19 protein-coding genes and 2 pseudogenes are annotated in these 24,188 nt (G+C 72.7%); 8 read left to right on the forward strand and 13 right to left on the reverse strand.

Going from position 1 to position 24,188, the window contains the following annotated elements; translation table 11 throughout:
• Nucleotides 1-114: 114 nt before the first annotated feature.
• A pseudogene (locus tag B056_RS45600) lies at nucleotides 115-582 on the reverse strand (pyridoxamine 5'-phosphate oxidase family protein); the annotation flags it as partial.
• A gap of 108 nt (nucleotides 583-690) precedes the next feature.
• Between B056_RS45600 and B056_RS0132280 the strand changes: the two are divergent.
• Nucleotides 691-1,512: a siderophore-interacting protein gene (locus B056_RS0132280; RefSeq protein WP_018505981.1), complete on the forward strand. Its 822-nt coding sequence runs from the start codon at nucleotides 691-693 to the stop codon at nucleotides 1,510-1,512.
• Nucleotides 1,513-1,649: 137 nt separating this feature from the next.
• On the opposite strand, the gene B056_RS0132285 is transcribed toward B056_RS0132280, so the two are convergent.
• A complete protein-coding gene (locus B056_RS0132285; RefSeq protein ID WP_018505982.1) occupies nucleotides 1,650-3,974 on the reverse strand; it encodes an MMPL family transporter in 2,325 nt (774 codons plus the stop codon).
• A gap of 374 nt (nucleotides 3,975-4,348) precedes the next feature.
• Between B056_RS0132285 and B056_RS0132290 the strand changes: the two genes are divergently transcribed.
• Both B056_RS0132290 and B056_RS0132295 read left to right on the forward strand, forming a co-directional pair.
• The gene (locus B056_RS0132290; protein WP_018505983.1) at nucleotides 4,349-4,768 is read left to right on the forward strand and encodes a YciI family protein; all 420 of its coding nucleotides are present in this window, start codon (nucleotides 4,349-4,351) and stop codon (nucleotides 4,766-4,768) included.
• Nucleotides 4,768-6,126 carry an RNA polymerase sigma factor gene (locus B056_RS0132295; protein WP_018505984.1) on the forward strand — a complete coding sequence of 453 codons (1,359 nt, stop codon included), beginning with the start codon at nucleotides 4,768-4,770 and terminating at the stop codon, nucleotides 6,124-6,126. Before B056_RS0132290 ends, B056_RS0132295 begins: the two co-directional genes overlap by 1 nt.
• 70 nt (nucleotides 6,127-6,196) lie before the next feature.
• On the opposite strand, the gene B056_RS0132300 is transcribed toward B056_RS0132295, so the two are convergent.
• From B056_RS0132300 to B056_RS0132335, 8 genes are all read right to left on the reverse strand, one after another.
• Nucleotides 6,197-6,841: a nitroreductase family protein gene (locus B056_RS0132300; RefSeq protein WP_026240398.1), complete on the reverse strand. Its 645-nt coding sequence runs from the start codon at nucleotides 6,839-6,841 to the stop codon at nucleotides 6,197-6,199.
• A gap of 70 nt (nucleotides 6,842-6,911) precedes the next feature.
• Nucleotides 6,912-8,339 carry a tetratricopeptide repeat protein gene (locus tag B056_RS0132305; protein ID WP_018505986.1) on the reverse strand — a complete coding sequence of 476 codons (1,428 nt, stop codon included), beginning with the start codon at nucleotides 8,337-8,339 and terminating at the stop codon, nucleotides 6,912-6,914.
• Nucleotides 8,340-8,406: 67 nt separating this feature from the next.
• Nucleotides 8,407-9,390 (reverse strand): OmpA family protein, encoded by a 984-nt coding sequence (locus tag B056_RS0132310; protein ID WP_018505987.1) that lies wholly within the window; start codon nucleotides 9,388-9,390, stop codon nucleotides 8,407-8,409.
• Nucleotides 9,371-11,869 (reverse strand): Hsp70 family protein, encoded by a 2,499-nt coding sequence (locus tag B056_RS0132315; protein ID WP_026240399.1) that lies wholly within the window; start codon nucleotides 11,867-11,869, stop codon nucleotides 9,371-9,373. Before B056_RS0132315 ends, B056_RS0132310 begins: the two co-directional genes overlap by 20 nt.
• Before the next feature lie 84 nt (nucleotides 11,870-11,953).
• Nucleotides 11,954-12,520, reverse strand: coding sequence for a hypothetical protein (locus B056_RS0132320; protein ID WP_026240400.1), 567 nt, complete (start codon nucleotides 12,518-12,520; stop codon nucleotides 11,954-11,956).
• Nucleotides 12,513-14,159 carry a hypothetical protein gene (locus B056_RS0132325; RefSeq protein ID WP_018505989.1) on the reverse strand — a complete coding sequence of 549 codons (1,647 nt, stop codon included), beginning with the start codon at nucleotides 14,157-14,159 and terminating at the stop codon, nucleotides 12,513-12,515. Before B056_RS0132325 ends, B056_RS0132320 begins: the two co-directional genes overlap by 8 nt.
• On the reverse strand, nucleotides 14,156-15,271 hold the full coding sequence (locus B056_RS0132330; RefSeq protein ID WP_026240401.1) for a serine/threonine-protein kinase: 1,116 nt from the start codon (nucleotides 15,269-15,271) through the stop codon (nucleotides 14,156-14,158). Before B056_RS0132330 ends, B056_RS0132325 begins: the two co-directional genes overlap by 4 nt.
• 105 nt (nucleotides 15,272-15,376) lie before the next feature.
• On the reverse strand, nucleotides 15,377-16,093 hold the full coding sequence (locus B056_RS0132335) for a helix-turn-helix domain-containing protein (RefSeq protein WP_018505990.1): 717 nt from the start codon (nucleotides 16,091-16,093) through the stop codon (nucleotides 15,377-15,379).
• Nucleotides 16,094-16,462: 369 nt separating this feature from the next.
• Between B056_RS0132335 and B056_RS43780 the strand changes: the two genes are divergently transcribed.
• The 4 genes from B056_RS43780 (at nucleotide 16,463) to B056_RS0132355 (ending at nucleotide 21,501) form a co-directional block, all read left to right on the forward strand.
• Nucleotides 16,463-18,229, forward strand: a complete 1,767-nt coding sequence (locus tag B056_RS43780; protein ID WP_051105795.1) for a serine/threonine-protein kinase — start codon at nucleotides 16,463-16,465, stop codon at nucleotides 18,227-18,229.
• A gap of 356 nt (nucleotides 18,230-18,585) precedes the next feature.
• Entirely contained in the window at nucleotides 18,586-19,728 is a 1,143-nt protein-coding gene (locus tag B056_RS0132345; protein WP_018505991.1) for a hypothetical protein, read from the forward strand.
• A gap of 39 nt (nucleotides 19,729-19,767) precedes the next feature.
• Nucleotides 19,768-20,559, forward strand: a complete 792-nt coding sequence (locus B056_RS0132350; protein WP_018505992.1) for an SAM-dependent methyltransferase — start codon at nucleotides 19,768-19,770, stop codon at nucleotides 20,557-20,559.
• A 69-nt stretch (nucleotides 20,560-20,628) separates the two neighbouring features.
• On the forward strand, nucleotides 20,629-21,501 hold the full coding sequence (locus B056_RS0132355; RefSeq protein WP_018505993.1) for a helix-turn-helix domain-containing protein: 873 nt from the start codon (nucleotides 20,629-20,631) through the stop codon (nucleotides 21,499-21,501).
• A 138-nt stretch (nucleotides 21,502-21,639) separates the two neighbouring features.
• Here B056_RS0132355 and B056_RS46280 read toward each other — a convergent pair.
• Together B056_RS46280 and B056_RS0132360 are read right to left on the reverse strand one after the other, a co-directional pair.
• Nucleotides 21,640-21,843, reverse strand: a pseudogene (locus B056_RS46280) (toll/interleukin-1 receptor domain-containing protein); the annotation flags it as partial.
• Nucleotides 21,844-21,918: 75 nt separating this feature from the next.
• Complete coding sequence (locus tag B056_RS0132360; protein WP_018505994.1) at nucleotides 21,919-22,785, reverse strand: NmrA family NAD(P)-binding protein; 867 nt, start codon at nucleotides 22,783-22,785, stop codon at nucleotides 21,919-21,921.
• Between the two features lie 207 nt (nucleotides 22,786-22,992).
• Between B056_RS0132360 and B056_RS0132365 the strand changes: the two genes are divergently transcribed.
• Nucleotides 22,993-23,355, forward strand: a complete 363-nt coding sequence (locus B056_RS0132365; RefSeq protein ID WP_051105799.1) for a winged helix-turn-helix transcriptional regulator — start codon at nucleotides 22,993-22,995, stop codon at nucleotides 23,353-23,355.
• Between the two features lie 74 nt (nucleotides 23,356-23,429).
• Here B056_RS0132365 and B056_RS0132370 read toward each other — a convergent pair whose 3' ends face one another.
• Complete coding sequence (locus B056_RS0132370) at nucleotides 23,430-23,912, reverse strand: hypothetical protein (protein ID WP_018505996.1); 483 nt, start codon at nucleotides 23,910-23,912, stop codon at nucleotides 23,430-23,432.
• Between the last annotated feature and the right edge of the window lie 276 nt (nucleotides 23,913-24,188).

The raw sequence follows: 24,188 nt of genomic DNA on the forward strand, positions 1-24,188 counted from the left end.
GGGCTGCAACCTCGCTCGTGGTCAGCCTGTTCCCGCTCCCGCGCCGCGGGAGAACGGTCGGCTACCGCTTCCCGAGGGGCGGTGGCCCGGGTCCGGCGTACCGGCGCGGCGCGGTCAGATCCGCCAGCGCGTGGCGCCACCCGGCTCGACGGTCCGCAGCGCGGTGACGGCCGTCAGGTCGATCCGGTAGACGGACCAGGGTGGCGGACCGGCCGAGGGAGCGCTGAACTCGGCGGTCAGGGCCTGCCCCGACTCGTCCACCCGGACCGGCCAGCCCTCGGCGGCCCAGCGTTCGGCCATCGCCGCCACGGTCACCGGGTCGGCGACCCGACTCGCCCGGCCCTCGACCACGACGTCGAACTCGGCGGTGGCCACGCTCAGCGCACAACGTGGGTCACGTGCGAGGTTCCTGGCCTTGCGGGTCCGCTCCCCCGTCTCGAACCAGAAGCAGCCGTCGACGAACAGGGCGCCGACGCCCGTGACGTGCGGGGCGCCGTCCCGACTGATCGTCGTCGGCCAGCAGGTGTGCCGGTCGGGCCCGCCGGAGCCGGGGGCCTGGGTGAGCCCGGTGTCCAGGCGGGCACCGCACCCGTCGCCGACGCCCGAGCGGCGCCACCGAAATAGTCAGGTTAAGCTTACTTTCATTCGATGTCTCCGGCGGCCCGGCCGGCGACGAAGGAGGTCAGGACCATGGCCACGACCGGTCGCACCCGGCCCGTTCGATCGCAGGCGGTTCTCACCGTCCAGGAGAAGAGCTGGATCAGCCCCGGCATCGCCCGCGTCGTGCTCGGCGGCCCTGGCTTCGACGCCTACAACGACAACACGTTCACCGACAAGTACGTGAAGATCTTCTTCGCCGATCCGGCGCACGGTCTGCGGCCACCGTACGATCTCGTCGCGCTGCGGGCCGAGCAGCCCGAGAAGCTGCCCGCGACCCGGACCTACACCGTCCGCTGGGCCGACGCCGACACCCGCCGGCTGGCCATCGACTTCATCGTGCACGGCGACGAGGGGGTCGCCGGGCCCTGGGCCGCGCGCGCCGAAGCCGGCGACCAGCTCGTCCTCAGCGGCGCCGGCGGCGCCTACCGCCCCGACCCGGCCGCCGACTGGCACCTGCTGGCCGGCGACGAGACGGTGATCCCCTCCGCCACCTCGGCACTGGCCGCGATGCCCGCCGAGGCGACGGGAACGGTGATCCTGCTCGTCGACTCCGCGAAGTACGAGGTTCCCCTCCCCCGGCCCGACGGCGTCAGCCTGCGCTGGCTGTACCGGGAGACGGCGGCGGCAGGCAGCGACCCGCTCGTGGCGGCGCTGCGCGAGCTGGCCTGGCCCGCCGGGACACCGCAGGTGTTCGTACACGGCGAGCGGGGCACCGTCAAGGCCGCCCGGCGCCTGCTCACCGATGAGCGCGACGTCCCCCGTGAGCGGCTCTCGATCTCCGCGTACTGGGCCACCGGCCGCGCCGAGGACCGCTTCCAGGCCGAGAAGCGCGAGCCCGTCGGCCAGATCTAGCGCCGGATCCAGCGCTGATCCGGTGCCGCGTCCGCGGCGGAGGTCGACCGAAAGGCTCCGCCTCGACGGGCGTGCCCGTCGAGGCGGAGGGTGTCACGGCTGGTGGTGTCCTCGACCGTGTCGGGACGCGACCCGTCTCAGGAGCGGGCCAGTTCCCGTTCGTCGTCCGGCCGGTCGTCGTCAGGCCGGTCGTCGGTCGACTGGTCGTCGGCAGGCCGGTCGTCGGCAGGCCGGTCGTCGCCGTCGAGTGAGGTGGTGACCGCGCCGTGGGTGACGGGCTCGTCGGCCGGTTCGACCGAGACCCGCGGGGTGATGCGGTCCAGCCACTTCGGGAGATACCAGTTGGCCCTGCCGACGATGTGCATCAGCGACGGCACGAGCATCGTCCGGAGGACGAAGGCGTCGAGGAACACCGCGGCGGCGAGACCGGTGCCGAAAATCTTGATCGGCCGGCCCGGAGAGATCACGAAGCCGAGGAAGACGGCGATCATGATGATGGCGGCGGCGGTGATGATGCCGCCCGTCTCGCCCTGCCCGATGATCACCGATCGCTTGTTGTCGCGGGTGTGCACCCATTCCTCGTGCATCCGGCTGACCAGGAACACCTGGTAGTCCATCGACAGACCGAACAGGATGGCGAAGAGCATGACCGGCATCCAGGCGTCGATCGGCCCGCCCGGTCCGGCTCCCATGCTGTCGGAGAACCAGCCGTACTGGAAGACCGCCACGGCCAGACCGAACGAACCGCCCGCCGCCAGTAGGTTCATCACCGCCGCGGTCAGCGGGATGACCAGGCTGCGGAACGCGATGAGCAGCAGGATGAACGACAGACCGACCACGACCGCGATGAACAGCGGCATCTTCCGGGCCAGCACCGAGGCGAAGTCGACGTTGATCGCCGTGTCGCCGTAGGTGTAGATGTGGTTGTCCGTGCCGTCGTACAGCGGGGGCAGGACGGTCGAGCGAAGGTGTCGGACCAGCTGGTAGGTCTTCTCCGACTGCGGTGACGTGGTCGTCTTGAACGTCACGAAGGCGACGTTCCTGGCCAGTGGCGCCGTGCCTATGCTGCCCGGGTCGACTCCTGGGACGTCCGCCAACGTCTCCGAGACGCGCCGCAGATAGGCCTTGTCCGAGGCGCCCGGACCGCTTACGACGGCTTCCAGGGTGGAGTTGTAGCCGACGCCGAAGTCGGCGGAGATCAGGTCGTAGCCGGTGCGGGTCGTGGAGGTCTTCGGATCGCTGCCCTGATCGCTGGAGCCCAGCTGCAGCGAGAAGAACGGCAGGGCGATCACGATCATCACCGCGCCCGAGATGATCGCGACGGCGACGCGGCGCTGGGCGACGAACCGCGACCAGCGGGCCCAGAAGCCTGTCGGGCGGTCATCGATGAACTCGCCGGCCCGTACCGCCGCCCGCTGCTTGCGGGGCAGCACCTTGAGGCCGAACAGGCTGAGCAGGGCCGGCAGCAGCGTCAGTGAGGCGATCATGGTGAGGCCGACCGCGAGCGCGGTCGCCACCGCCATGCCGTTGAAGAAGCTCACCCCGAGCGCGATGAGGCCGAGGATGGCGATGCACACGGTCGTACCGGCGAACAGCACCGCCCGGCCAGAGGTGTTGATCGCGTTCACGACCGACTCCGCGACAGGCATGCCGCGCCGCAGATTGCGGCGATGTCGCGTGACGACGAACAGCGCGTAGTCGACGCCGACACCGATCACCATCAACTCGGACAGAGCCGGGGTGATGTTGGAGACGCTGATGACGTGACTGAGGATGTAGATCACGCCCAGGCCGCTGACGAGCGCGACCATCGCACTTGCCAACGGCAGCACCGTGGCGGCCACAGTACGGAACACCAACGCCAGGATGATGAGCGCGGCCACGAAGCCAATGAGCACCGAAGCGCCCGAACCGCTGCTTTGCCCGATGCCGGCGAAGGCGTTACCGGTGAACTCGACCTGGAGCGAGTCGCTGCGCAGGGTCTTCAGCTGGTCGTAGACGTTCTTGAACAGCTCGGCGTCGTAGTGGTCGTTCTCCCAGATGATGGTGACCAGCGCCGTGGTGGAGCCATGCGCGCTGTTGAGCAACATCGGGTTTCCCGGCGCGTCCGTGCCGCTGTCCGCGCAGTCGATCGACCCCCACGGCGATGTGATGAGCGCCACATGGTTACCCGAGGCGCACACCTTCTCCAGGGCCGGCTTCAGCTGCGGGGGTGACGCGGTGAACGCCCCCGCCTTGTTCTTGAGCACAACTGTGCCCGGAGCACCGTTCTGATTGTTCAGGCCGGCGTCCTCGAGCAGCTTCGCGACGGACGCGGTCTCGGTGTGCGGCAGGCTGAACGTGTCCTTGTACGAAGCCCCACCCATCGCTCCGGCGATCCCCTGCGCCGCGATGATGAAGACAATCCAGCCGGCGACGACGAGCCATCGGCGCCGGACGACGAGTTCAGCGATCCGTTTCATCAGTTCTCCTGCTCGACATCTGGCGACCGGCGAACGTCTGCGCATCAGCAATCAAGTCCGAGCCGGCCTCGGCTGCGCACATACTTCCAGACGGCCACGGTCCCTGATTTGCGTGGCGTCACCGTCTGTCCTTTCCGTAGCCATACCGCTACTCGACGACTGGCACGGCACCCCGGCGCGGCACACCGGCAGGGTGGCCCGGCACGGCGGCCCCCTGGAGATTTCGCCCGGCCCGGCAGGGCGTCCCGCCGGGCCGGAGCAGCCGCTCCACAGGTGGCCACAAAATTTTCGGCGGACCGTGTCGATCCGCGGCGGGGCCGTTCGACCTGGTGGTGAGAGGGTCGAGCGGCGACCTCGAGAAAGGGAGATCGACGATGGCGAAGTACATGCTGATCATGCGCAGCACGGACGAGTCCCTCGCGAAGATGATGGACACGCCCTTCGAGGAGATGCTCGAGGTGGTGGGCAGCTTCAACGAGGAGTTGATCCGGGCCGGTGTGCTCGTCGCCGCCGAGGGGCTGGACGACCCGGCCCAGGGCGTGGTGGTCGACTACAGCAGCGAGACGCCGGTGGTCACCGACGGTCCGTACGGCGAGACCAAGGAGCTGTTCGGCGGCTTCTACATCATCGAGGTCGCCTCGAAGGAGGAGGCCGTCGAGTGGGCGAAGCGGATGCCCGCGATCAACGGCGCGAAGTGCGAGATCCGGCGCGTGCCGGGCATCGACGAGTTCCCGCAGGACAACGAGTGGGTCGCCCGGGAGCGGGCGTGGCGCGAGCGGACCGGCCAGCTCTGATGCCCGCGGCCACCGGTGGCCCGCCGAACGCCGAGCCGGCGCGGTGGGCCACCGAGGCGGCCGAGGCCACGAACATCACGAAAGCCGCGAAGGCCGCGAAGGCCGTCGAGGCCGTCTGGCGGATCGAGTCCGCCCGGATCGTCGGCGCGCTGGCCCGCTACACCGGCGACTTCGCGCTCGCCGAGGACGTCGCCCAGGAGGCGGTGGCCGAGGCGCTCGTCTCCTGGGCACGGGACGGCGAGCCGGCGAACCCGGCCGGCTGGCTCCTGACGACCGCGCGGCGGCGCGCCGTCGACAGCTTCCGCCGCCGGGCGGCGCTCGACGAGCGGTACGCGATGGTCGCCGGGCAGCTCACCGAAGGTGCGGCGGTCTCGGGCGGACCGCCCCCGGTGGACCGGTCGGACGACCTGCCGTGGGACCCCGACCGGATCGACGACGACGTCCTGGCGCTGATGTTCGTGGCCTGTCATCCGGTGCTGTCGGCCGAGGCCCGGGTGGCCCTGACCCTGCGGGCGGTCGGCGGGCTGTCCAGCGAGGAGATCGCCCGGGCCTTCCTGGTGCCCGTGCCGACGGTCCAGGCCCGGATCACCCGGGCGAAGAAGACCCTCGCCGCGGCCCGGGTGGCGTTCGAGCTGCCGGCGGCGGCGGAACGGCGCGGACGGCTCTCCGGCGTCCTGAGCGTGCTCTACGTGATCTTCACCGAGGGTTCGACGGCGACGTCCGGTGCCGACCTGCTGCGCCCCGATCTGGCCCACGAGGCGATCCGGGTCGCCCGGATGCTCGCCGCGCTGCTGCCCGACGAGCCGGAGGTGCACGGGCTGCTCGCCCTGTGCGAGCTGACGTCCGCGCGTTTCCCGGCGCGCACCGGGCCGGACGGCGAGGCGGTGCTTCTGGAGGACCAGGACCGGCGGCGGTGGGACAGGTCGGCGATCCGCCGCGGCACCGCCGCGATCAGCCGGGCCGCGGCGCTCGGGCGGGGCCTCGGCCCGTACGGCCTGCAGGCGGCGATCGCCGCCTGTCACGCGTCGGCGCCCTCGGTGACCCGGACCGACTGGGAGCGGATCGTGCTCCTCTACGAGGCGCTCGGCCGGGTGGCCCCCTCCCCCGTCGTCGAGCTCAACCGGGCCGTCGCCGTGGCGATGGCGACCGGGCCGCGGGAGGCGCTGGCCATCGTGGACGATCTTGTCGCCGCCGGCCGGCTGTCGGGGTCGCATCTGCTCCCGAGCGTGCGCGGCGAGCTGCTCTCCCGGCTCGGCCGGACAGCCGAGGCCCGTGCCGAGCTGGAGCTCGCCGCCCGGCTGTGCGGCAACATCCGCGAGCGGTCGGTGCTGGTGCGCAAGGCCGCCGCGCTGGCGTGACCCGAGCTCAGCGCCGGGCCGGGCCGGGCGGCCCCCTGGCCCGGCCCGGCTCAGCACGAGACCGGTGAGCTCACCAGCGGTCGCGGTGCAGGACGGTCTCCAGCGGCTCCCGCGCGGCCGGACGGAAGGTCGTGCCGATGGTGTGGGCGACCGGGATCAGCGCCCCCTGGCTGTACCCGGGCGGGATGCCGAGCAGCTCGGCGACCTCGCGGGAGTGGCCGAGGTGCAGCGACGTCCAGGCGGTGCCGAGGCCACGCAGGCGGGCGGCGAGCATGAAGCTCCAGACCGCGGGCAGCAGGGAGCCCCAGAACCCTGGCTGGGCGTGCGGCGGGATCTGCGTGACGTCGCCCTCCAGACAGGGGATCAGCAGGACGGGCACCCGGTGCATGTTCTCGGCGAGGTAGCGGGCCGAGTCACGGACCCGGGTCTGCGTGGCCGCGCGTTCGCCCTCGTACCCCTCGGCGGACGTTCCGTCGGCGGCCAGGTAGGCGGACGCTCCGGCCCGGTAGTACCCGGCAACGCCGGCGCGCAGCTCGGGATCGGTCACCACGATCCAGTGCCAGCCCTGCCGGTTCGAGCCGCTCGGCGCCTGCAGCGCGATCCGCAGGCACTCCTCGATCAGCTCGGGTTCGACCGGGCGGTCCAGGTCCAGCCGCTTGCGGACGCTGCGGGTGGTGGTCAGCAGTTCCTCTGGGGTCAGCTCAGGTACGGCCACGGGGTCATCCTCCCACTGCCGGCCGCCGCCGGGGGTGGGCGCGCCGCCCCGCCACCCCACCGGATGATCATCAGGGGCTGATCAGTGGTCGGAAGGCGGCCTGCACCTGGGAGTCGCTCGGGGTGACGTACCTGTCCGAGCCGAAGCCGTAGATGACCTGCGGGCAGCTGGTGCCGCTGATCTCCACCCGGGTGTCGGTCAGCAGCCGCCCGGACCGCAGGTCGTAGCCGCGGACGGGGATCGCCACCCGATGGAACGTCACGTTCCCGCCGAGGGTGTACGGGCAGGTCTTGACCGCCGCGCCGAGCTCCGGCGCGCCGACGCAGAGCACCCGCGTGGCGGTGGCGACGTCCTCGGTCATCCACTCGGCGGGCAGCCGGGCGGTGTACTGCCGGTCGCCGGCGATCAGTGCCCGGTTCGGCCCGGCCGGAGCGGCCGAGAACGGCACCGGGGCGGCGCAGTACGCCGGCTGACCGGACGCCGGACGCTGCAGCAGGCCACGCAGCTTCGCCAGCTCGGCCGCCTGCTCACGGCGGATCCGCGCCTCCTCGAGCTTCTGGTCGGCCTGCCCCACCCCCGCCCGGGCCGCGCCCGCCAGCTCGTGGTCGGGATACTGGTCGAGCAGCTGCTGGTAGGTCGTCCGCGCGTTCTCCCAGTCCTCGGCCGCCAGCCGGCGCCCGCCGCAGTCCGCCAGCGCCCCGGGCGCGATCCGCGGGACGGCCCGGCGGGCGCGGTCCAGCTCGCCGCCGCCGGTCGGCTGCCGGGCGAGCCAGGTGGCGATCCGCACCGTGACGCAGGGATCCTCGGTCGGCAGGCCGGCGAGGAACCGGTCCAGAGCCGCCCCTACCAGGCCCTCGTTGCCGGGCAGCGCCGTGAGCACGGTGGACAGCTGCCGGAAGCCCCGGTCCAACGCCGCGGTGTCGCCGGTCAGCCCGGCGTCGAGCGGGCCGGCGGCCGTCCGCAGCAGCGCGCACGCCTCGACCATGTCCTCACCGGCGGCGGCCGGGGCGACCTCCACCATGCGATGGGCGGGCGACACCCGCTCCACGGCCGACTCCACCCGCGGGCAGTCGTCGGCGCGGCGGGCCTGCGCGACGTCCCGCTCGATCCGCGCGACGTCGAACCGCAGGAGGCCGAAGGCCAGCAGCACCGGGAGCACGGCGGCGACGGCGACGGCCCACTGCCGCTTCGACCGGACCGGCCGGAGCCGGCCCCGGCTCGGCCGTCCCCCGGCCAGGTACCAGCCGTGCGCGATGACGGCCACCCACCAGGCGAGCAGGACGAGCCCGAACCACAGTGTCTGCGCGACCGAGGCGAAGATGATCAGAAGTTCGGCGGTGATCAGGAGGACGACTACGGCGAGCTGTCCCCGACCCAGCATCAGGTAGCCGCCGCCGAACAGCGAGGCGTTGGCGACGGCGACGGCGAGCGGGTCGTGGGACCGGGCCGCCGGTCTCGGCTCCGGCTCCGGCTTCGGCTCCGACTCACCCTGCGTCATGTGTTCGTCCTTCCCTGCCGCCCGCTCTGTCGCCGCCCGCTTCGTCGCCTGCTCAGGCGCGGTCGCCTCAGGCGGGCGGCGAGACGCGGAGGGTCACCGTTCGGTTCCGGGGGTCACCGGCGGACGTCCCGGCCGCGGCGCCGGCCGGATCGCCGGCGTAGGGGGTCAGGGCGTCGCCGGCCGCGGAGACCGCGAAAGCCGCGGCCGGGACTCCGGCCGCGCGCAGGATCCGCGCGGCGGACGCGGCGCGAGCCAGGCTCAGCGCGGTGTTGTCGGGGAAGGGACCTCCCGGGCGGACCGGAAGGCTGTCGCTGTGGCCGACGACCTCGACGGCGATCCCGGGCACGGCCGCCAGCCGGGCGCCCAGCCCGCTCAGCGCGGCGCGGCCGTCCGGGGTGGGGGTGTCCTGGGTGGCGAACAGCGCGGCGCGGAAGACCACGACCACCTGGCCGCCGGCCCGGGTGATCGTGGCGTCCGGCCCGGCGAGACGCGCGGCCAGATCCGCCGTCAGCTCCCCCGGCCCGGCGGGAGCCGGCGCGGAGACGGCGGGAGCCGGCGCGGCGGAGATCACCGGAGCCGCGGGGCCCGGTGGGTGGCTGGTCGAGGCCACCGGGTCGGCGCCGTCGTGGCCGAGCCACCAGCCGCCGCCGAAGGCGAGCGCGCCGAGCAGCGCGGCGGCCGCGCCGCCCCGGACCAGGCCGCCGCCACCGCGGGCCCGTGGCCGCTGCAGGCGGCGCAGGCCCGCCGCCGCCGCCGCGTGGTCGCCGTCCAGGGCCAGCGCGGCGCGCCAGTGCCGCTCGGCATCGACGAACCGGCCCTGCTGCGCCCGGATCCGGGCCAGCAGGTCGTGCTCCGCCGCGGTGTGGTCGCGCCCGGTGGCCAGCTCCGCGAGCAGGCGCGCGGCGTCCTCGTGCCGGCCGGAGCGGGCCAGCGTGGCGGCCTGCCCACGGACGACCTCGCCGACCAGCGCGGCCCGGGCGGTGGCGCCGTCACCGTTCCCGGTCGTGGCCGCGACCGGCGGCGACGGCGCGTCACCGGGATCGGCGGACACTGCTGCCCTCCGGCCGCGCTGGCGTGTCCTCGGTCGGCAGCAGGTCGAACAGCTGCCGGTTCACCGTGCGCAGCCGCTCGATGTCGTTGCTGTCGACGGCGCGCCGGCCCTCGGCGATCAGGCGGTTGGCCAGCGCCTGGTCGCGCAGCTCGGAGCGCTGTTCGACCAGCTGGGAGAAGTGGGCCATCACGACGGCGCCCGTCTTGCGGTCGACCACCATGGCCAGGTGGCCGGTCAGTTCGTCGACGAGGGTCCGCAGGTGGGCGGCGTCCCGGCCGTCCAGTGCCCGGCGGACGTCGGCGGCGAGGATCTCGAACCGGCGCCGGTCCTGGGCGTCGCCGTACTCGTCGATGATGCCCGGCGCGTCGCGCAGCACCCGGTTCGCCCACTCGACCAGCGAGGGCCACTCCAGCGCCTCCTCGACGGCGTCGAGCTTCGCCCGCAGGTCGAGCATCCGCTTGCCGGCGGTGCCCGCCGCGTCCGCGTCGCCGTGCTCGGTGGAGGACACGTCGTTCTCGAGCTGACCGAGCGCCTGCTCGTCCTCCAGCTCGCCGAGCAGGGCGAGCGCCGCCGGGTCGGACGTCCGTTCCGCGTCGGCGCGCAGCGCGTCGTACCGCTCCTGCTCGGCGGTCAGGTCCCGGCGCAGCCTGGCCGGATCGGCGGCGGTCTCGGTGGTCAGGTCGTGGAACGCCTCGAAGTCCTCGTCGAGGATCGGCACGTAGGCCTTGGTGGTGACCAGCCGGGAGGCGTCGATCTGGATCTCCACCTCGATCTCGCTGCCCTTCGGGATGTCCCGGGCCACCTGGTCGGCGAGGATCTCCAGCGCGCCGACCTGCCGGTTGCGGTCGGCCCGGGGATGCTCACCCTCCAGGATCGGGATCCGCAGCAGGCCGCCGGACTGACCGCGGGTGAGCCGCACGGTGCTGCGCAGGATCTCGCGGCCCTTGGCGGGGATCCGGGTGCCCTTCTCCAGCAGCCAGGCGACCTCGTTGCCGGCCAGCGCCACCCCGATCGAGTGGGTGAGGGTGGCGCCGGGCGCGACCACGCCGAGGGTGTAGGTCAGTTCCGCGGGCTGGATCCGCTCGCGGGTTCCCGTCGGGTCCTCCAGGACGATCTCGTAGCTGTTGCGCAGCCCGGGCTCGGCCCGCAGCGTGGTGATGAACGAGCCGGCCGCCGGCAGGATGATCTGCCCGCTGCGCCACGGCGGGCGGGCCTGCGCGTTGACGAACTCGACGGTGAACCCCTCCAGGCTCCGGTCCGCCGGGCCCCGCACCACCCCGCCGACCACCGGCTCCGGGTCGGAGCCGATCGGCCGGTACTCCAGGTCCACGGTGTAGGAGACCCCGGCCCGTACCGGCTCCGCCGGCAGCCGCTGCGTCCCGGCGAAGATCGCCGCGCCGCGGGCCACGACGGTCATCGGATCCTGGCTGACGTCCAGCTCGATGCCGAGGCCCTCGCCCAGCCGCCGGCGCAGGTAGGGCATGAGGGTGGGCCCGCCGACGAGCAGCACCCGGTCGATCTTCTCCGGCGCGAGCTGGCTCTCCCGCAGCGCGGCCTGGCAGATGTTGATCGCGCGGGCGACGAAGGGCTCGGTCAGCCGGTCGACGTCCGCGGCGGACAGCTCGTGGACGAACTCCACCGGGTTCCCCCGGGAGTCGGTGCACAACGGGGGGTCGCTGATGTCGATGAGTGCCGAGTCAGCGGAGGACAGCTCGATCTTCGCGTTCTCGGCGGCGGCCTTCAGCTTCGCGACCGCCTGCGCCCAGGTGGGCTCGCCCCGCCCGAAGCCGGGCAGGGAGTACTGCCGGAGCAGCGCGGGCATCAGCAGCTCCTCGACGATCGCCCAGTCGATGAGCTTCCCGCCGAGGAAGTTGTCACCGCGGTGGTTGACGATGTCGAACTCGCCGTCCCGGATGTGCACGACCGAGGCGTCGAAGGTTCCGCCGCCCAGGTCGAACACCAGCCGGTAGATGTTGTCCTCGTCGCGCTGGAAGCTGTAGGCGAGGGCGGCCGCGGTCGGTTCCTGCAGCAGCGGCGACAGGCCGAGGCCGGCGGCCTCGGCGGCCCGCCGGGTGGCGTCGGTCTGGTTCAGTTCGAACGCCGCCGGAACGGTGATGACCGCCGCCCGGATGTCCTCCCCGAGCTGCCTGTTCACATTCGCCTTCAGCGCCCGCAGCACGTGCGCGGACAGTTCCTCCGGGCTCAGGGAAAGGCCGCTGTTGGCGAAGTTCGTCGCCTGGTCGCGTAATCCCATCCTGAGCTTGAACTCGGCGGCGGCGTTCGCCGGATCGGACTCGACCCGTTCCCGGGCGCGTTCACCGACGTGGATCCGGCCGTTGCGGTCGGCGTAGACCGCCGACGGGGTCGTGTCGTGCCCGAACGCGTTCTTGACGATGCGGGCCTCGGTGCCGTCGAGGACCGCGATCGCGCTGTTGGTGGTGCCAAGGTCGATGCCGAAGTCCATCGTCGATCGCGCCATCGTTCCTCCTGCTGCCCGGCGGGACGGATGTGGGACGGGGAGTGGGGCGGTTCGGGGGGCGAGGGTGGGGCGGGTGCCGGCGGGTCAGCCGGCCTCGTCCCGGATCACGGGGACGCCGACGACGACCTCGCCGGTCTGGACGCGCCGCCCGTGCAGGTAGACGCTCGGCCGCAGGGTCTCCAGGACGGTCTCGCCGGTCAGGCCCGCGGTCTGCTGGAACTCCAGGACCTGCAGGTCGAGACCCGAGTCGTACCGGGTGTGGTCGTGCTCCTGGATCTCGACGCCGGCCGCGGCGAGGGTGCTCCAGAGCGATTCGAACTGGCGCCGCGCCCGGCGCAGATCCGCCGCCCCACCGCCGTCGCCCGCGCCGGAACCCGCCGCCGGGCCGGCGAGGCGCCGACGCAGGCGCCACAGCCCGGTCGCGAGCTGGGCCACCGCCGGCTCGCCCAGCGCCGCCTCCGCCGGGGCCGGGTCCCCCGATCGCTCGGCGGGTGCCGGCCGCTCGGCGGGTGCCGGCCGCTCGGCGGGTGCCGGCACGGGCTCGGCCTGCGCGACGGCCCGCAACAGCGCCGCGGCCCATTCCTCCGGTGTCGCCGGCCGGGCGATGCGGAACTCGCGGGGATGGCGCCACTGGCGCGGGATCTCAGGCACCGCCCACCCCCAGCGGCCGTTCCCCGTTCTGCCATCCCTTTTCGCGTAGTTCCACGATCGTTGGGAACTGGTCGACATGTTTTCGTTGTCTTCTGCGGGCGAACCCGACGACGACATTGAGGTCCTCGAAAACCGCCAAGAACGCGATCAGTACGGCCAGGAAGATCCATCCGCCGCCGGCGCCGGTGAACAGCATCGTGGGAAGGCTGATCGCGACCACGAAGTACAGCGCGCACCGCAGCGCGGCCAGCCAGCCCCGGCTCGTCTCGGCGCGCTTGCAGGACCGGCAGCGCGGCACGGTGACCTCCACCTTGTTCCAGCGCACCTCGCGCACCGCCCGGACCACGTCGCCGTGCATCCATCTCGTGATCGCCGCTCCGGGGTCGGCCGGCTGCTCGTGGCAGATCCAGCAGGTCAGCCGGATGGAGGCCCGGTCGAGGATCTCCCGGTTCTCGGCCAGCCGGCCGCGGACGGCCTCGGACGCCGCCACCCGCTCGGCCCGGCCGAGCACCTCGATCATCCGCAGGTGGTCGCGGGCGGCGGCGGCCTCCGATCTGTCCCTGCCCTGGTCGAAGAGCAGCAGGCAGCGCAGCGCGTCGAGGGCGACCTTGTCGTGGGTGCGCACCCGCGTCGGGTCCTCGGCCGGCAGCAGCCGGTCCAGCCGTGCCAGCGGCTCCACGGAGTGGTCGAGCAGGTGCGTGGCGTGGTCCAGGCCCGCCGTCCGGTCGTCGGTGGCCAGCCGGACGTCCTCCTCGCCCAGCTCGCCGAGCTGGTCGGCCCAGGGCTCGCCGGCCGCGCGCAGGGCGGCGCCCAGCGCCTCCCGGGCGCCGTCCCCGAGCTGGGCGGCCCGCAGCGCCGTCAGCTGCCGCTCGGCCCGGTCGTCGTCGCCGTCCCCGATGGCGGCGACGACGACCGCGGCGCCGATGGACAGCAGGGCGGCCGGCAGCGCCGCGCGGATCCGGGCGGCGCGGCCCACGTCGAGACGGGCGTCGGCGGCACGGCTGATCCGCGCCGCCAGGCTGTCCCAGACCCGGTCGTCGTGCAGGACGACGCCCCAGCGGCGGTACACCGAAGCCCAGTCGGGCTGGTCGCCCGCGGCGCCCAGCTCGACTTCCAGGGCCCGCAGGTGCTCGAGCACCGCGAGGTTGTGAACCGCGCTCGCGGGATCCCCGGGCGGGGCCGGATCTCCGGAGGTCCCCGGGCCCGCGGACGCGGCCGGGCCGCCGTCCCCGCCGTCCCCGGCGACGCCGGCGTCGCCGGGGACGGCCGCCGCGCTCCAGTGTCGGAGCGCGGCGGCCGCGTCGCCGGCGGCCAGGGCGGTGATCCCCGGGTCCGGCACGGCGCCGGACCCGGCCGGCCAGAACCAGAAGAACTCGTCGACCAGCCGCTGACGCGGGTCGCCCAGCCGGTCGAGAGCGGCCCGGACCTCCCCGGCGGACGGGGCCGGCCGCAGTGGGAGGACCTCCGGGGCCGGTAGCTGCCCGCCGGTCTTCTCGATCACGGCGAGCATGTCGGCCCTGCGCCGGATGTCGCGTCCCGTGGCAGAGAGCGGCAGGCCGGTCACCCGGAAGGCGTTCTGCCGGTAGATCAGCGCGGACACCCGCGGCAGGGCGTCGGTGTCGGTGTCCCGGGTCGTCACATCGTCACCCCCTTGCGCCACAGCCGGATCCGTGAGGCGTACTGGTTACGCAGCCCGGGCCACTTGTTGCAGGCCTCCTCCATCAGGTCGGCGGCGCGGTCGTACTGGCCGCCGGTGGCGACGGTGACCGCCTGGCGGGCCATCCGCACGGCCGTCGCCTCGTCCGCGGACGAGGATCGGCCGAGCGCGTTCTTGCCCGCGGCGATCTCCCCGGCCGGTCCGGGCTCCCGTTCCGGCGGGCGTGGCGGCGCCGGCCTCCCGGGCTCCCACGCCTCCAGGTCGGCGAGCATCCCGACGGCCGACGGGTAGCGTTTCGCCGGGTCGTAGGACAGCGCCCGGCCGACGATCCCGTCCAGTGCTTCGTCCACGGAGTACCGGATCTCGCTGGGCGGTACGAGCGTGCCGGTGTTCCAGCCGGCCGTGATCGGGTCGCCGCCGGAACGCCGCGGGTAGGGCAGCTGGTCGGTCAGCAGCAGGTAGAGCACCGCGCCCAGAGCCCACACGTCGCCCGGTACCGACGCGAGATGCGGGTGGAGCAGGGTCTCGGGCGCCATGAAGGCGATGGTTCCCTGAGAGCTGGCCAGCAGGGTCAGCGCACTGACTTTCCTGGCGAGACCGAAATCGCTGATCCGCACGTGCAGGCCGGCCCCGCTGTAGCCGACCAGAATGTTCTGCGGGGTGATGTCACGGTGCACGATCGGCGGGGAGGCCCGGTGGGCGACCGCCAGGCCGCGCGTCATCTGCCGCAGGATGTCGACCGCGGTCGGGACGGGAACGAACGTGGTGCCGTACGACGACCAGAAGCTGTGCAGGGTGCCGCCGGCCACATATTCCATGGTGAAGTACGCGTATGTCCCGCCGGCCGTCTCGACGGTGTTGGCCTCGAACACGCGGATCACGTTGGGGTGCCCCATGCCGGACAGCAGCATCGCCTCGCCGAGAGCGTCGCGTACCTGTTCCGCGGACATTCCGACCTGCCGGAAGACCTTCATCGCCTGCCGGCCCAGATACCGGTGCTCGACCCGGTAGACCTCGGCGAAGGCACCCTCGCCCAACAGCCGGTCGACCTTGTAGGTATCCCGGATTACCTGCCCCTCGCGTAACAGGACCATAGGTGAGACCTCCGGCGGCCGAGCTCCAGGTTTTCGTTGTCGCGAGCCGGCTCCGGCCGCCGGACCAGAACCTAGGTGAAAGGCTCCCGGCCGGATAGTTGAGCGCTACACCCCGGCGTCCGGTTGCCGGGACCTCCGGATGTCCCGCTCGGTGATCAGGCGGTTGAGGATCATCCAGCGGGCCAGGTCCTCCCAGTCCGCCAGGCCGGGCTCGTCGCGGTCGCTCAGTTCCCGACGGACGTCCGAGATGACGTTGCGCACGTAGTTCGGGCCGCGGCCCAGCCGCTCGCCGATCTCCTTGTAGGTGGCCGGCCGGGCGTCGGCCCCGGACTTCGTCAGCAGTGGCCGGCACAGCTCGATGATGATGTCGAGCTGCGCCGGGGTGAGCCGGACCGGCCGGCTGAGGGTCGCCCTGCTCTCGGCGAGCGTCTCCTGGCCGAGCGACTTCCGGTCATGGGTGACGGCGGAGGCGTCGACCTGAACGGTGGCGGTCGCCCCGCCGCGGCGGGCCGCGACGATGTCGAACCTGGGGAACGGCAGCGAGGTCATCGCCGCCCCGGGTTCGACGATTCTGTCCTCGCCGGCGGGCGGGCGCAGACAGAATGGTTTCGACCGCGACCTGTTGTACACCAGCACGCAGTCGTCCAGAACCCGCAGCGAGGCCATGTGCCGCGACAGGTAGGTGTCGTCCGGAAGCTTGACGGCGCAGGCGCCGCTGCGCCCCACGGTGATCTCCTCGCCGAGAGCGACCTGCCACTTCCGCCCGCAGTACTCCAGTACGACGACCGGACCCGGCGAGCGGCCCGTACCGTGGCTACCCACCCACCACCCCCTTTTCCACGCTGCCTGCCACACCGCGGCGCAAGCGATCTGATCACCCGAACCGGGCTCATTTTAGGGTGTGTACGCGGTGGTGACCAGATCGGTGGCGGACGGCGCGTGCGTTCCCGTCCGCATCACCGGGATTCCGCGCCGCCGCGGGCCGGCGGCATTCCTGACGGCCCGGGGCCGAAGTCGCTCGAAGCCGACACACGCCGGGATTGCCGGAAGGGCCACCGGGCCGGGACGCACAAGCGGGGCTATCCGTAGTGGTCCGGAATCCCGGGGCGGTCGTTAAGCTGGTTTCATCGTGATGATCAGAATCGTGATGACGCGACGACCGGCGATTCGACCGGGCCACCGGGTCCGCCGGTGATCGTCGATCGGGGGCGGGTGGCCGCGGCGGCGCCCAACTACGTCCTCGGTGAGCAGCTCGGCGCCGGCGCGTTCGGGCTGGTCCTGCGGGCGGAGCACCGGCGAATGCGCCGGCCGGCGGCGATCAAGGTCATGCCGGCCCAGACCGCCGAGGGTGAGCGGATCGACTTCGCCGCCGAGGCACGGCTGCTCGGCGGTCTTGATCATCCACATGTGGTCCGGGTCTACGACTACATCGAGGCCGACGACCTGTGTCTGGTGGTGATGGAGCTCCTCGCCGGGGGCACGCTGACCCGGCAGCGCGCCGGGATGACGCCGGAACAGGCGTGCGCGGTGGGCCTGGCGGTGTCCGCGGCGCTGAGCCACGCCCACGCCCGCAACGTGCTGCACCGCGACGTCAAGGCCGACAACATCCTGTTCGCCGCGGACGGGACCGTGAAGGTCGGCGACTTCGGCATCGCGAAGCTGTTCGAGGGGTCGGCGACCACCGCCAGCAAGGTAGCCGGCACCCCGGTCTACATGGCACCCGAGCAGATCGAGGGCGGCCGGCTGGTCCCGGCCACCGATCTCTACGCGCTGGGCATCGTGCTCTACCGGCTGCTGGCCGGCCGGCCGCCGTTCGACCCGAAGCTGCCGTTGCACATCCTGTGGCGGCGCCAGCTGACCGAGCCCGTCCCGCCCCTGGCCGGGGTGCCCGCCCCGGTCGCGGAGGTGGTGCTGCACGCGCTGGAGAAGGAGCCGGCCGACCGTCAGCCGGACGCCGCCACGTTCGCGCTCGCGCTCGCGCGCGCCGGCGCCGCGGCCTACGGCGGGGGCTGGCTCGCCCGGGCCGGCCTGCCGCTGCACCTCGACGACACCGTCCGCCGCCTCGCCGAGGGTTCACCGGCCGGGGGGTCACCGGGGGCCGGCCGCACCCGGGGCGCCACCGGGGCCGCGATCTCCACGACCGCCCGGGTGGACCCGACGACCGTCCGCACGAGGAGACAGCCCGCGGGTGGGCCGCCGGGTGGCCCCGAATCCGCCGAGGAGCTGTTCGCCCGGCTGCGGCGAACCCACGGCCCCGAGCACCCCGACACCCTGGACGCCGCCAACACCCTCGCCGTACGGCTCAGCGCCCTCGGTGACCACCGGGGCGCCCGCGACCTCGACGAGGACACCCTCACCCGGCGCCGCCAGGTGCTGGGGCCCAGCCATCCGGACACCCTCACCTCGGCCCACAACCTCGCCGTCGACCTGGCCGAGATCGGCGAGCACCCCGCGGCCCGCGAGCTGTACCGGGACACCCTGGCCCGGCGCCGTCAGGCGCTGGGGCCCGACCATCCGGACACCCTCAGCTCGGCGACCGACCTCGGCATCCTGCTCAACGCGTTGGGCGACCACTCCGGCGCCCGCGACCTCGGCGAGGACACCCTGGCTCGGCGGCGCCGCGCGCTGGGCGCCGACCACCCCGACACCCTCGACTCGGCCTACAACCTGGCCGTGCGGCTGAGCGCGCTCGGTGACCACCGGGCCGCCCGCGACCTCGGCGAGGACACCCTCACCCGACGCCGCCGCGTCCTCGGGCCCGAGCACCCGGACACCGTCACGTCCGCCTACAACCTCGCCGTCTACCTGGGCAAACTGGGCCGGTACCGGGAGGCCCGCGCGCTCGGCGAGCAGGTCCTGGCCAGTCGCCGCCGGATCCTCGGGCCCGACCACCCGGACACCCTCGGCACCGCGGAGGCCCTGCAGTGGTGGATCCGCCAGGATCCGGACGGCGCATAGCGCCCCGGGGCCGCGCCGGCCGGCCGGCCCGACAGCGAGCGCCGGCCGGTACCCGCCCCGGCCCCACGATCCGATCGCTGCTGTCACAGCAGATCAATCCACGGTCCACCGCATCCCCGCCCACTCGGCCGGCAGGCGCGAACGGAGCGAGGGAAAAGCCAGGTCAGAGCTGGTTTCCCGGCGATCGGCACGCGACCGGCAGCGAATTTCACCAGGTTCGACCAAATCAATGAAAACACTACAGAACATCTCGACTTGAAAAACCTCGGTGGACGGTCCGATCCCGTCACGACGCGGATTCCGCGGGTCTGGAAACATCCATCCCCGTGCGAGTTTCAGGATTCCGTCGCCGTTCCGTGACCACGAGCGTCTGCGTCGCCGCCCTCCTGTGCGGACTAACCGCGTGTGCCGACTCCGACGACCAGCCGGCCGCGAGCGGCACGGGAGCGGTCTCCGCATCCCGGTACAGCACTCCGCTGAAGGGAATCTGCCCGGATACCGTCGTCGTCCAACAACCATGGTGGCCCGGTGCCGACCAGGGATTCCTCTTCCAGCTTCTCGGGCCGAACCCCACCGTCGACAAGGACTCCAGCCGCATCACCGGCCAGCTCGGCGGAACCGGTGTGACGCTGGAGATCCGGGCCGGCGGCCCGGCGGTCGGCTTCCAGCCGGCGTCGTCGCTCCTCGCCCAGGACGACGACATCCTGCTCGGCGACATCAGCACGGACGAGGCGGTCCAGAACTCGGCCAAGGCCCCGTCGACGGCGGTCTTCTCGGTGTATGAGAAGAACCCGCAGGTCCTGCTGTGGGGAAATCCGGACTGGAACTTCACCAGCGTCGCCGACATCGGTCGGGAAGGCGCGACGGTGCTGGTCTCCACCAGCCAGGTCTCCTACCCGGACGTGTTCGAGCGGGAAGGCCTGCTGAACAAGTCCCAGATCGACACCTCCTACCAGGGAACCCCGGACCGGTTCGTCGCGGCCGACGGTAAGGTCGTGCAGCAGGGGTTCGTGACCTATGAGCCCTACCAGCTCGAACACGATGTCAAGGCCTGGAACAGGCCCGTCAGATATCTGCTTCTCGACAAGGACTACCCGGTCTACCGGTCGCAGCTTTCCATCCGGCCGGACAAGCTCGCCGCCAACCAGGCCTGCCTCAGCGGGCTCGTGCCGCTGTTCCAGCAGGCGCAGCGCGACTACCTCGACGATCCGGCGGCGACCAACCAGCTCCTGCTCAAGGTCCTCGGCTCGCTCAACACCAGCGGGTTCACCCTCTCCCCCGAGCTGCTCGCGAACGCCAACGCCCAGCAGAAGCGCCTCGGCCTGATCGCCGACGGCAGCGACGGCGTCCTGGGCAGCTTCGACACCGCGCGGGTGCAGACTCTGATCGGCCGCCTCACTCCCGTGTTCGAGGCCCAGGGCGACCGGCTGAAGCCCGGCCTGGCCCCGAAGGACCTGGTCACCAACGAGTTCCTCGACCGGTCGATCTCCCTGAAGTAGCCGAACAGCAGCCATCCACCGCACGCAGGGAGCCGCCCCGTGAACAGCCCCGCCGACGACCACCCGCCAGCCACGTTCGACACCAGCAGACCCCAGTCGGCCCGGGTCTGGAACTACTGGCTGGGCGGTAAGGACTACTTCGAGGTCGACAGCGAGTACGGCGACCGCTACGTCGGGCTCTACCCGGACATCGTGGAGATGGCCCGGGCCTCCCGGGCGTTCCTCGGCCGCGCGGTCCGCCACCTGACCGGCGAGGTGGGCCTGCGCCAGTTCCTCGACATCGGCACCGGCCTGCCGGTCAGCGGGAACACCCACGAGGTCGCGCAGTCGGTCGACCCGCGGTCCCGCGTCGTCTACGTCGACAACGACCCGCTGGTGCTGGCGCACGCCCGCGCCCTGCTGACCGGCAGCCCCGAAGGGGCCACCGCCTACCTCGACGCCGACGTGCACGACCCCGGGACGATCCTGGCCGGCGCGGCCGGGACCCTGGACCTCAGCCGCCCGGTCGGGGTCATCCTCATGGGGATCATGGGCAACGTGGCCGACCTCGACGAGGCGTACGCGATCGTGCGGCGGCTTCTCGACGCCGTTCCGTCGGGGAGCCACCTGGTGCTCGCGGACGGGGCCATCGCCGACGGGCGGGTGCACGCCCTCAGCGAGGGATCCGGCGGGCACGGCTACTACAACCGGACGGCCGAGGAGATCGCCCGGTACTTCGACGGGCTCGAACTGCTCGAACCCGGCCTGATCTCGACCCCCTTGTGGCGCCCCGACCCGGGCACCACCCCCACCACACTGGACTCGTTCTGCGGTGTCGCACGCAAGGCGTGAGCGCCCCAGGGATGAGTGCCCCAGGGAAAGGAAGAGATCCTCGGACGATGATCACACACGGGGGACGGGATGGTAGACCAGCGGAACCGCGGGCCGGTCGCGCTGCGGATCCTGCTCGGCGGCCAGCTGCGCCGGTTCCGGGAGAAACAGGAGATCACCCGCGAGGCGGCCGGGTACGCGATCCGGAGCTCTGACTCGAAGATCAGCCGCCTGGAGCTGGGACGGGTCGCGTTCAAGATCCGCGACATCGAGGACCTGCTGACCCTCTACGGGGTGACCGACGAGGCCGTGCGCGCCCCGCTGCTCGCCCTGGCCCGGGAGGCCAACCAGCCCGGCTGGTGGCGTGCCTACGCCGCCGTCCTGCCGGACTGGTCCGAGCTGTACCTCGGCCTGGAGACCGCCGCGACGCGGATCCGGGCCTACGAGGCCCAGTTCATCCCGGATCTGCTCCAGACCGAGGACTACGCCCGCGCCGCCATCGGCCTGAACAGCAGCCAGGTCGCGGGCCCGCGCGGGGAGCTCGAACGCCGGGTCAGCCTGCGGATGCGCCGCCAGGAGATACTGACGCACCCGGAGGACCCCGCCACGCTCTGGGTCGTCCTGGACGAGGCGGCCCTGCGCCGCCCGATCGGCGGGCCGCGAGTCACCCGCGCCCAGCTGAAACACCTGCTCGCGGTCTCCGAACAGCCGAACATCATCATCCAGGTGATGCCGTTCGCCTTCGGCGGCCACGCCGCGGAAGGCGGCACCTTCAGCATCCTGCGCTTCGCCGAGCCGGAGCTTTCCGACATCGTCCACTGCAGGTACCTGAGCGGTGCGGTCTACCTGGACAAACCGGCCGACGTGCTCCGGTACTCGGAGGTCATGGGCCGCATGATCATTGACAGCACACAGCCCGGGGAGTTCGCCGACTTCCTGCGGCGAATCCTCGCCGAGGAATAGCCACGGAACAACCGAGGCACGCGCCGGCCGCGCCGGCCCTCCGTCCCGGCCCTCGGAGCAGCCCCGGCCACTTCCCAGATCCACCCGGACCAGCGCGTCGAGCACCGCCCGCACGGAGGCGGCCGGGCCGGCCGCGTAGTCGAGACAGTGCAGGGAGCTCAGCAACGGCAGCCCGACGCCCGGTTCCGCCAGCAGCGGCAACAGGACCGCGCCGCGCGAGCGGGCGACGGCCAGCTCGGCCAGGCACCAGCTCGACGCCACATAGCCGGAGGTGATCACAGCGACAAGCGCGTCCGCGGCCCGCAGTTCCTGATAGAGCCGCTTTTCCCAGTCCTCCCCGATCCGTACGCCCCGCTCCTGGTCGGTGTCGACGGCGGCCTCAGCCGGACCGCGGCGGAGCGCGGTCGGGCCGGGGCGTCACCCGGCCGCGGGCACGGTGGCGGCCACCGCGTCCGTCAGGAGCGCGGTCGGGTGACCGATGAGTCGACTCAGGTCGCCGGTGTCGATCCGCAGCCACCCGGCCCCGATCGCCCGGTCCGCGTCGGCGAGGACGCGCGCGACGGGCGCGGGCAGACCCGCGCCGGTCAGGACGGCCTCCAGCTCGGGCTGGGTGACGTCGCGGTACACGACCGGCTGGCCGGTGCGCCTGACGATCTGCTCGGCCAGCTCCGACAGGGTGAACGACGTGTCGCCGCCCAGCTCGTACACGGCGCCCTCGTGGCCCGTCCCGGTCAGGACGGCGCCGGCCGCCTCGGCGTACTCCGAGCGGGCGGCGCCGCTGACCCGACCCTCGCCGGCGCAGCCCACGACCGCGCCCGTCTGGAGGTACACCGGCAGCTGGGCGGTGTAGTTCTCGTAGTACCAGCCGTTGCGCAGGAAGGCGAACGGGACGCCGAGATCGCGGATACCCGCCTCGGTCTCCCGGTGGTCGGCGGCCAGCAGCATGTCCGTGGTGTCGGCGTACGGCGCGCTGGTGTAGACGACGAGGGACGCGCCGGCGTCGCGCGCCGCCCGAGCCGCGCCCACGTGCTGTTCGACCCGGCGGCCGAAGTCCGTCCCCGACACGATCAGCGCCTTCTCGGCCCCGGCGAACCCCGCCGCGAGCGAGGCGGCGTCGTCGAAGTCCAGCCGGCGGACGTCCACGCCCCGCCCCGCCAGCGCCGACAGCGCGGCGACATCACGGGTGCCCGCCACGATCTGCCCTGCGGGGACGCCGCGGGCGAGCAGGTTCTCGACGACGAGCCGGCCGAGGTGACCGCCGGCTCCGGTGACGACGATGGACATGGTGCCCTCCTGGGGTGGGTGTGGTCGAACAGCGCCGTCTGCGCCCACCAGGACCCTCTCGTGACCACTTTCCCAGGTACAGTACCCACCTTCAGGTAAGGTACTGTCTTCGTGGTTAGTAACCAGGTGGCGAGCCAGTCCATTCGTCAGTCCAACAGCCAGTCCCGCGGCGAATCCGTCGACCGGTCCGCGGGCGAGTTCAGCGAGCTGCGGGCGCTCTTCGCAGGCGGGTTCTTCCCCCGTGACTGCCCGACCCGGACGGTCCTCGACCACGTCACGAGTCGTTGGGGGATCCTCGTCCTGCTGACGCTCGCCGAGGGGACCCTCCGATGGGGGGAGCTGCGTCGGGCCGTCGAGGGTGTGAGCGAGAAGATGCTCGCCCAGACGCTGCGCGTCCTCGAGCAGGACGGGCTCGTCCACCGGGAGGCCTTCGTGGTCATCCCGCCGCACGTCGAGTACAGCCTCACCGGTCTCGGGGACGATCTGGTCACCCGGCTCGTGCCGCTGATGGCCTGGATCGCCCGGCACGCCGACGAGATCGTCACCCACGCGGCACCGGCCACGCCCTGACCCCGGCCACGCCCTGTCACGACCATCCCTTCCGGTGGTTCACTCGGGCCGACGGAGCCCGGCCGGGCACCCGCTCAGCCGTTCGCCCCCGTGGGCATCTGGCCGCCGTCCCCGGGCGCCGGGATCACGGGCCCGCCGGGTGACGCGCCCGCCGAGCCGTCGTCCACCGCCGCCACGCGGGCGGTCGCCTGTGCCGGACGGACGAGCAGCAGCACCACGACCCCGGCGACCACACCGGCGACGCCGCAGATCAGGAAGACCCGGTCGAGGCCAGCGGCGAACGCGGCGTGCAGGGCCTGGTCGGCGGCGGCGCGGGTGGCCGCGGGGGTGCGCGCGACGATCTCCGGCGCGCCGCCGCCGGACAGCGCGTTGGCGACGGCCCGCAGGTCGGCGAACTGGCCACTTTCGAGTCCACCCTCGCCGACCGCGTCGACGACCCGGAGCTGACCGCCGTCCTGCTGTGCAGCGCCCTGCACCGCGCCTTCGACCGCATCTGGCACCGCAACGAGATGGACGACACCACCCGGCTCGTCACCGCCGCCCGGCAGCTCCTCCACCGCGCGGTCGGCCTGCGCGACTGAAGCGACTACGACCCGTTCGCCAGACCAGTGGCATCCGGGCTGGCGAACGGGTCGCGGGTCAGCCGACCTGGCGGCACGGTAGCCACAAGACCCCGGCGAACCCGCACGGGACGATGCGCTCAGAGGCCCGGTTCACCTCCCTGCGCTACTCCGCCCTCGGCGGGCATCGACACCTTGTACGGCCCGCACCTCGCTGTTATACAGGTGTTCAGCAGCAAGACTGGTGGATCAAGGGCGCCCGGTGACGTGAGA

The sequence above is a fragment of the Parafrankia discariae genome (assembly GCF_000373365.1).
Taxonomy (GTDB): Bacteria; Actinomycetota; Actinomycetes; order Frankiales; family Frankiaceae; genus Parafrankia; species Parafrankia discariae.

What these genes read in the sequence shown, in the direction of transcription:
- B056_RS0132280 (WP_018505981.1), top strand. Translation starts at nt 691, where the DNA reads ATGGCCACGACCGGTCGCACCCGGCCCGTTCGATCGCAGGCGGTTCTC.
- B056_RS0132285 (WP_018505982.1), bottom strand. Translation starts at nt 3,974, where the DNA reads ATGAAACGGATCGCTGAACTCGTCGTCCGGCGCCGATGGCTCGTCGTC.
- B056_RS0132290 (WP_018505983.1), top strand. Translation starts at nt 4,349, where the DNA reads ATGGCGAAGTACATGCTGATCATGCGCAGCACGGACGAGTCCCTCGCG.
- B056_RS0132295 (WP_018505984.1), top strand. Translation starts at nt 4,768, where the DNA reads ATGCCCGCGGCCACCGGTGGCCCGCCGAACGCCGAGCCGGCGCGGTGG.
- B056_RS0132305 (WP_018505986.1), bottom strand. Translation starts at nt 8,339, where the DNA reads ATGACGCAGGGTGAGTCGGAGCCGAAGCCGGAGCCGGAGCCGAGACCG.
- B056_RS0132315 (WP_026240399.1), bottom strand. Translation starts at nt 11,869, where the DNA reads ATGGCGCGATCGACGATGGACTTCGGCATCGACCTTGGCACCACCAAC.
- B056_RS0132330 (WP_026240401.1), bottom strand. Translation starts at nt 15,271, where the DNA reads ATGGTCCTGTTACGCGAGGGGCAGGTAATCCGGGATACCTACAAGGTC.
- B056_RS0132355 (WP_018505993.1), top strand. Translation starts at nt 20,629, where the DNA reads ATGGTAGACCAGCGGAACCGCGGGCCGGTCGCGCTGCGGATCCTGCTC.
- B056_RS0132360 (WP_018505994.1), bottom strand. Translation starts at nt 22,785, where the DNA reads ATGTCCATCGTCGTCACCGGAGCCGGCGGTCACCTCGGCCGGCTCGTC.